This is a genomic window from uncultured Methanobrevibacter sp., from assembly GCF_937906425.1.
GTDB lineage: Archaea > Methanobacteriota > Methanobacteria > Methanobacteriales > Methanobacteriaceae > Methanobrevibacter.
The window spans coordinates 1-5925 of the sequence record NZ_CALCYR010000197.1 but is presented as its reverse complement, the minus strand read 5'-3'; the positions used below and the strand labels follow the sequence as shown (position 1 = coordinate 5925).

At 27.1% G+C, this 5925-nt stretch carries 7 protein-coding genes; 2 read left to right on the top strand and 5 right to left on the bottom strand.

Annotated features, from left to right (window positions below; translation table 11 throughout):
• On the top strand, positions 1-184 hold a 184-nt coding region (locus Q0138_RS05735), incomplete at its 5' end, for a hypothetical protein (protein WP_297981953.1).
• Positions 148-1890, top strand: coding sequence for an LCP family protein (locus Q0138_RS05730; RefSeq protein WP_297981952.1), 1743 nt, complete (start codon positions 148-150; stop codon positions 1888-1890). The genes Q0138_RS05735 and Q0138_RS05730, both read left to right, overlap by 37 nt.
• Here the strand turns inward: Q0138_RS05730 and Q0138_RS05725 are convergent.
• From Q0138_RS05725 to Q0138_RS05705, 5 genes are all read right to left on the bottom strand, one after another.
• Positions 1822-2202: an Rpp14/Pop5 family protein gene (locus tag Q0138_RS05725; RefSeq protein ID WP_297981951.1), complete on the bottom strand. Its 381-nt coding sequence runs from the start codon at positions 2200-2202 to the stop codon at positions 1822-1824. The genes Q0138_RS05730 and Q0138_RS05725 overlap by 69 nt on opposite strands.
• Entirely contained in the window at positions 2199-3236 is a 1038-nt protein-coding gene (locus Q0138_RS05720) for a ribonuclease P protein component 3 (protein ID WP_297981950.1), read from the bottom strand. The genes Q0138_RS05725 and Q0138_RS05720 overlap by 4 nt, the downstream gene beginning before the upstream one ends.
• 160 nt (positions 3237-3396) lie before the next feature.
• Complete coding sequence (locus Q0138_RS05715; RefSeq protein ID WP_297981949.1) at positions 3397-3837, bottom strand: RNA-binding protein; 441 nt, start codon at positions 3835-3837, stop codon at positions 3397-3399.
• Positions 3838-4221: 384 nt separating this feature from the next.
• Entirely contained in the window at positions 4222-4770 is a 549-nt protein-coding gene (locus Q0138_RS05710; RefSeq protein WP_297981954.1) for a 50S ribosomal protein L15e, read from the bottom strand.
• A gap of 297 nt (positions 4771-5067) precedes the next feature.
• A complete protein-coding gene (locus tag Q0138_RS05705; protein ID WP_297981947.1) occupies positions 5068-5793 on the bottom strand; it encodes a S24/S26 family peptidase in 726 nt (241 codons plus the stop codon).
• Between the last annotated feature and the right edge of the window lie 132 nt (positions 5794-5925).

Below are 5925 nucleotides of genomic sequence, written 5' to 3'. Positions count from 1 at the left end.
TCCCCAATCCCCAATCCCCAATCCCCAATCCCCAATCCCCAAGGTAAGAATTTATTTTATAAATTTAAGAAAAAAAATAATTAAAAATTTAATAATTCAAAAATTTAAAAATGAATTAAAAATGATAAATAATTTTTTAGAAAAAAAATGTCAAATTTTGACCTTCATGAATTTAACATATTGAGCAAAAAACATAATTATTTTTTAACCAATAATAGAATACATGGATTTCCCGTTCTTCAAGATTCATCAATATTTCTCCAAAAAATATTAGCCCATAGAACAAGTAATTCCAGTGGAAAAAAAATAAATATAAAAACAATAAATCAAAACGAGACAGGCCCATTTAAAGAAAAATTAAGAATATATCAATCCCCAAATATAACCCAAAGTCGACTTAATGGTTTAAATAATTTCAATATAGAATCAATAAAGCCAATAAATAGTAGAAAAATTAATCAAAATATAAACATAATAAGTCCAGAAAGAACTATTAATGATAATAATATTTTAATGAATAGGATAATAACACCTACTTATTATAAGATACCCATAACTATAAATAATAGAATATCAAAAAGTCCTGATTTAAGTGGAACTGTTAATATTAATAATAAATTAGGAGATGAAATAAGAGTGCTCAATTTCGGCGGAAAAAAAATATTCGCTACTAATTCTTTTAACGGATTGACTAATTATACTCAAAGTAATAATACTCCTATCAAAACTGAAAGTAGTGAATTATTTAGAAATTATGACGAATTAAAAAAGAAAAAAGAAGAAATATTTAGAAGAAAAATGAAACGAAATTCATCCTTGTATAGAAAAGAATTATTAAAAAAACAAAAAGATAAAGAAATAAAACAACAAACAATAAATATCAATTTTATTGATAATAACAATAAATTAAGAATAATCCCATTAAAAAAAAAATTAATAATGAATTCAAAAAGTCAATCAAGACTATTCCAAAACGAAGCAAAAAAAGAAAAAGAAGTAGATTCAAATAAAAAACCTCATAATATAATTGTACTGCAAAAATCGAAAAATTTATATAATAAAAAAAAATTTAAAACGAATAATATATTCATAAGTAAGAATATAAAAAATAATTTAAAGCCAAAAAATAATAACAATCAAATAAACCAAAAAATCAAAGAAAATTTGGAATATCTGCGTCTAAAAAAAGAGAAATCAAAACCAACAATAAATTCACCTGAAACTATAAAACAAAAAAAATTCGTAGAAGATTATAATCCAAACCTATCACAAATAATATATTCAAACGATAGAAAAATATCAATAAAAATGAATGTATTAAAAGATAAGAATGTGACTTTTGCGAAAAAGGATGAAAATATCAATAAAATTTTTGAAATTCAAAAAGTAATATGTATTAATTATAAATGCGGGAAAGAAAATTGTATAAATAATGGCTTAATAAAAAATAAAAAAATAAAAAGAAAAAAAAATTTGGATGGAAATATTCTTTCCTCTATTAAAGAAGAAGATAATTCTACTGAAGGTAAAACTTTAACAAAACCATTTACATTTTTAATATTAGGAGTAGATTCAATATCAGATGTAAATGCAGCATTTAATGGAGATACTATAATGATAGTTACATTCAATCCTAAAACATTAAATGCAACTATGTTTTCAATACCAAGAGATACATATGCTAAAGTTGCTTGTGGTAATAGACAATTTCAAAAAATTAATACATCCGCATATGGTGGAGCAAAATGTGTTAAAAAAACAGTAGAAAGTATTACTGGTTTAAATATAGATTATTATATTAAAATAAACTTTAAATATTTTTTATTCTTCATCTATGAATTTGGAAACCGCTCCCTTTATTGTTCCGGAAATTCCAATCGTATTCATTGAAATCCTCTTTTTATTATATCTTGTCAAGGTTATAAGGGCTGAACGAAGATCCTCACAGTAATCTCTTTGGCATCTTACAATTGCCTTATAATTAAAATAATCCTCATTATTTTCATGTACTTCTTTAATAAAGTAATGTTTCATGACCCATAGATTAAAGTTACTTGAATGGTTCTCTCCCCAGAACCTAATGCATGCATCCCATATAGGGTTAAGGAGTTCTTCCTTTGAAAGTTTTACTTCACTCTTTACATCAACAATCAAGTAATGATTATTTTTTCTTAAGGTTGGAGGCAAAATCTTTAGTTTCATTTTTCATCCTCCCTAAATCCATTTTCCAAATCTTTATCAGAATAATTATCATCATCTGAAATTTTCAAATCATCATCAAAACCACCAGAAGAATTCTTATCATCTGAAATTTTCAAATCATCATCAAAACCACCAGAAGAATTCTTTTCATCAGAAAGTTCTAAATCCTCATCTGGATTGTCACAATATTCTATAAAATTATCAAATTCATTATCCTCAAAATCAGACTTATTAAACTTATCCAATTCTTCATCATCCTTATAGGTTTCACTGAAGTCAGTTGCACCCTCAATGACCTTAACACCTTTTACCACCATGTTTTTCCTTTCCTTGTTAAAGTCTAAAATCTGTTTGGGATAATAGTAAAATCCATTGTAGATTTCCTCTTGGCTAAAACCGATTGACTTGAAGAATGCAAAGACATCCCTTGAAGATTTGACATCATAAACCAATTTGGAATCAGTGGTCAATATCAAAGGAAACTTGAACTTTCTATGAAACATCAGTATTTCCTTGAAATAGCTTATCACATTAGCCCGATATTTTAAAAAATTCTTTAAAACATCCCTGAAACACAATTCAATAGCTACATTGTTTCGAGCTGCCTCCTTAGCCAGGACATGATTCATTCCGGAATCAAATCTCTTGTAATAAGGACGGGAAAGAACATCTATTAGAGGATTTTCACATGCACTGCGATTTACCTTCAAATCTCCCCCTAAACAACTGATGTAATTTGACTTATCCCTATTCTTTTTGGTAATTTTACGAATTTCATTAGAATTGGCATTTAAAATGTTTATCCCCATTCCCATTTTGATTGAATCATAATTGTACTTGTTTCTATATGTGGAATCATCACTGAACTTTCCAATCTCCTCAATGAGTTCATCTTCATAGTTTTTAGCTTCAAAAAACTTGTCAGGAGTATAATTAAAATTAATATAATCCCATCCAAATTTATTTGCTTCCTTAAGAAGGGACAAATCTCTGTTAAAATCCTGCCCTCTAACATTCAAATCATAAAATTTCATTCAAATTACCTTTAATAACATTTAATATTTTAATGTTTTAATATTTTAATGTTTTAATATTTTAATATTTTAATATTTTAATAATTTAATATTTGAGCATTTAAAAAAGCCTCGATAATACTCAAAACATTTTATTCAAAAATCCAATATTGCTTAAATCTTAAGCATTTTTAATCTCTTGCGGGAATATTTCACTGATTTTATCAATAGCAACCTCTTTTTTAGCAGGATATGCAGCTATCTTTATCTTTAGGTGAATGCTGTCTCCACCATCCAATATTTCCCATTCCTCTTCAAGAGCCTTTTCCTTTGAGAATCTTAAAAACCAATTTCCCTTTTCATCCATTTTCCTATCCAAATCCAAATAAAGTTTTTTTAATTGATCCTCTCCAATTGATTCAGTAAGATTTTTCAGGAATTCCTTTGTTTCTCTTTTTTTAGAAATGGTTCCGGACAAAATAAGCATCTTTTCCTCAAGTAGACCTTCCGCTTCCTCCACTTCAGGAACTGCACTAGGCAAAATATTTAAAAGAGCCTCTAAAATATCATCCTTATCCTCATTATCATATATAAAAACACGATATCTAATATTGTGAATCATGATTTAACCTTTAAATTTATTAAAAAAATACTTGTTATTATATAATTTAATTTTAATATTAATAAAAATTGTTATAAATACTTATGAATAGTTATGAATAGTTTTGAATTGTTAAAAATAGTTTAAATAGTTAAAAATAGTTAATATGAGAGAATTTTAGAAAAATTATAAAAAAATCGTTGAAAATGAATAAATTTTTTAAAAAATTAATAGAAAAATTAAAAAAAATAGTTAAAAATAGTTTAAAATCGTTAAAAAGTGAATAAAATTTATAAAAAAAGAATAAAATAATTAAAAAAAGCAATGAAAAAATAGAATATCTAAATTAAAAAAAGCAATGCAAAAAATAGAAAAAATAAAAAGAAAAGAAAAATTAAAAAAAGATTATTTTAATCTTTTTTCACTACCTTTTCCTCTATTTCTACGGCCACGGCCTTTTTTACCAGCACTGGTTAAGCCTCTGAGAGCTCTGCTTCTGTGCTGTTTTTCACAAATCCAGTTAATTTTTGGGTCATTTTTAATAGAAGGACTTTGTGGGTCTACTAAAATAACTTCAAAGTATTTGTATTTTCCGTCAGCCCATACCCAGTAAGAGTTTAATACTTCCATGTTAGGGTATTTTTTAGCTACACGCTCTTCTCCAATTCTTTGAATAGATTTAGCTGGTGTGATTTTGTTTACACCCATTCTTTTAGGTCTACGACCATGTTTGAAACGAGTTTTCCTACGTCCACCACGTCTAACTTTTACTCTGACAACTACGAATCCTTTTTTAGCTCTGTAACCTAAAGATCTAGCACGATCAATTCTGGTTGGTCTGTCGATTCTAGTAATTGCAGGTTGTTTTCTCCAAACTGGAACTCTTTGCCACATAAGTTCTCTTACATAAGACTCATCTGGATTTTTCCATGCATCTCTAATATATTTGTACATCATTTTATAACCTCTTGTTCAGCTTTTCGCCACATCCAAAGGACAATATTTAAAATGTTTTTTTGATTAACTGTATTAGTTTAAATTAGTAGTGAATAGCAATTTAATTATTAATCAAATTCTAAATATTATAGTCCATAAGAGTTTAATTAAATAATACGTCAGACTTTTTTTATTTGCAAATCAGATAGCAAATATTCTAACGTAATTATATATTTAATATTAATCATTTAAAAAGTTTTTGCATAAAAATAGGTTTAAAAATGGGTGAAATTAAAAAATTAATTGCATAAAACATTAAACCCTAATCACGCCATCATTGTTATAGACATTTATTGCAACTCCATCAATGTCTGAGATATTTTCCCAAGTACGGATACCCTCATAATAAATGCGCTTTCCATCCTTCACATAGCTTCCATTCACATTATCACTGACAGCAAAAACCTTGTCTCCCCTTACTCTGGCAATTCTTTTACAAATAGGCCCATATTTAGGAGAATCAATAGCTACAATGTCTCCAACATGAACATCATGAGTCTTGTTTAAAACCAAACTAGCTCCACTCTTCAATGTAGGTTCCATTGAAATTCCAATACCTACAGCAGATGTGATAAATGTATCATCCCCATAAGGACTTGTGATTGTTATATTAGGGTCCTCAAGCCCATAGTCAAGGCAAATCTGTCTTAGTTCATGTCTTAATGTAGTGATATTTGCACTGGTGTTATGACTTTGATTGGATATGCATTCATACAAGCGATCGGACAATTCATAATAGTTTTCATCTGTGTTTAGATTTACTACATATGATCCATTCTCATTAAATTTTATTTCAACCTGATTTGGAAGTTCATTGTTGTAAGAATCCAATAAATCCTCATTTTGCTCATACAAATCAGACTCATAGAATTCATCCTCAATTTCCAGATAATTGTTTGCTGAGATTACTTGAATTAGACTTAACGAAAAGACAATCAATAAAATGATAATTAAAATAGAATAAAGATTTTTCTTATTCAAAGTATCCCCCCAATAGTCTTATTAAAATTGATAGTATAAAAAGCTTTTCAAAAATTTATAAAAAAATAATAATTCTTAAAAAAAATTAAAAAAAATATTAAAAAAAGATCGGAAGAGCGTCGTGTAGGGAAA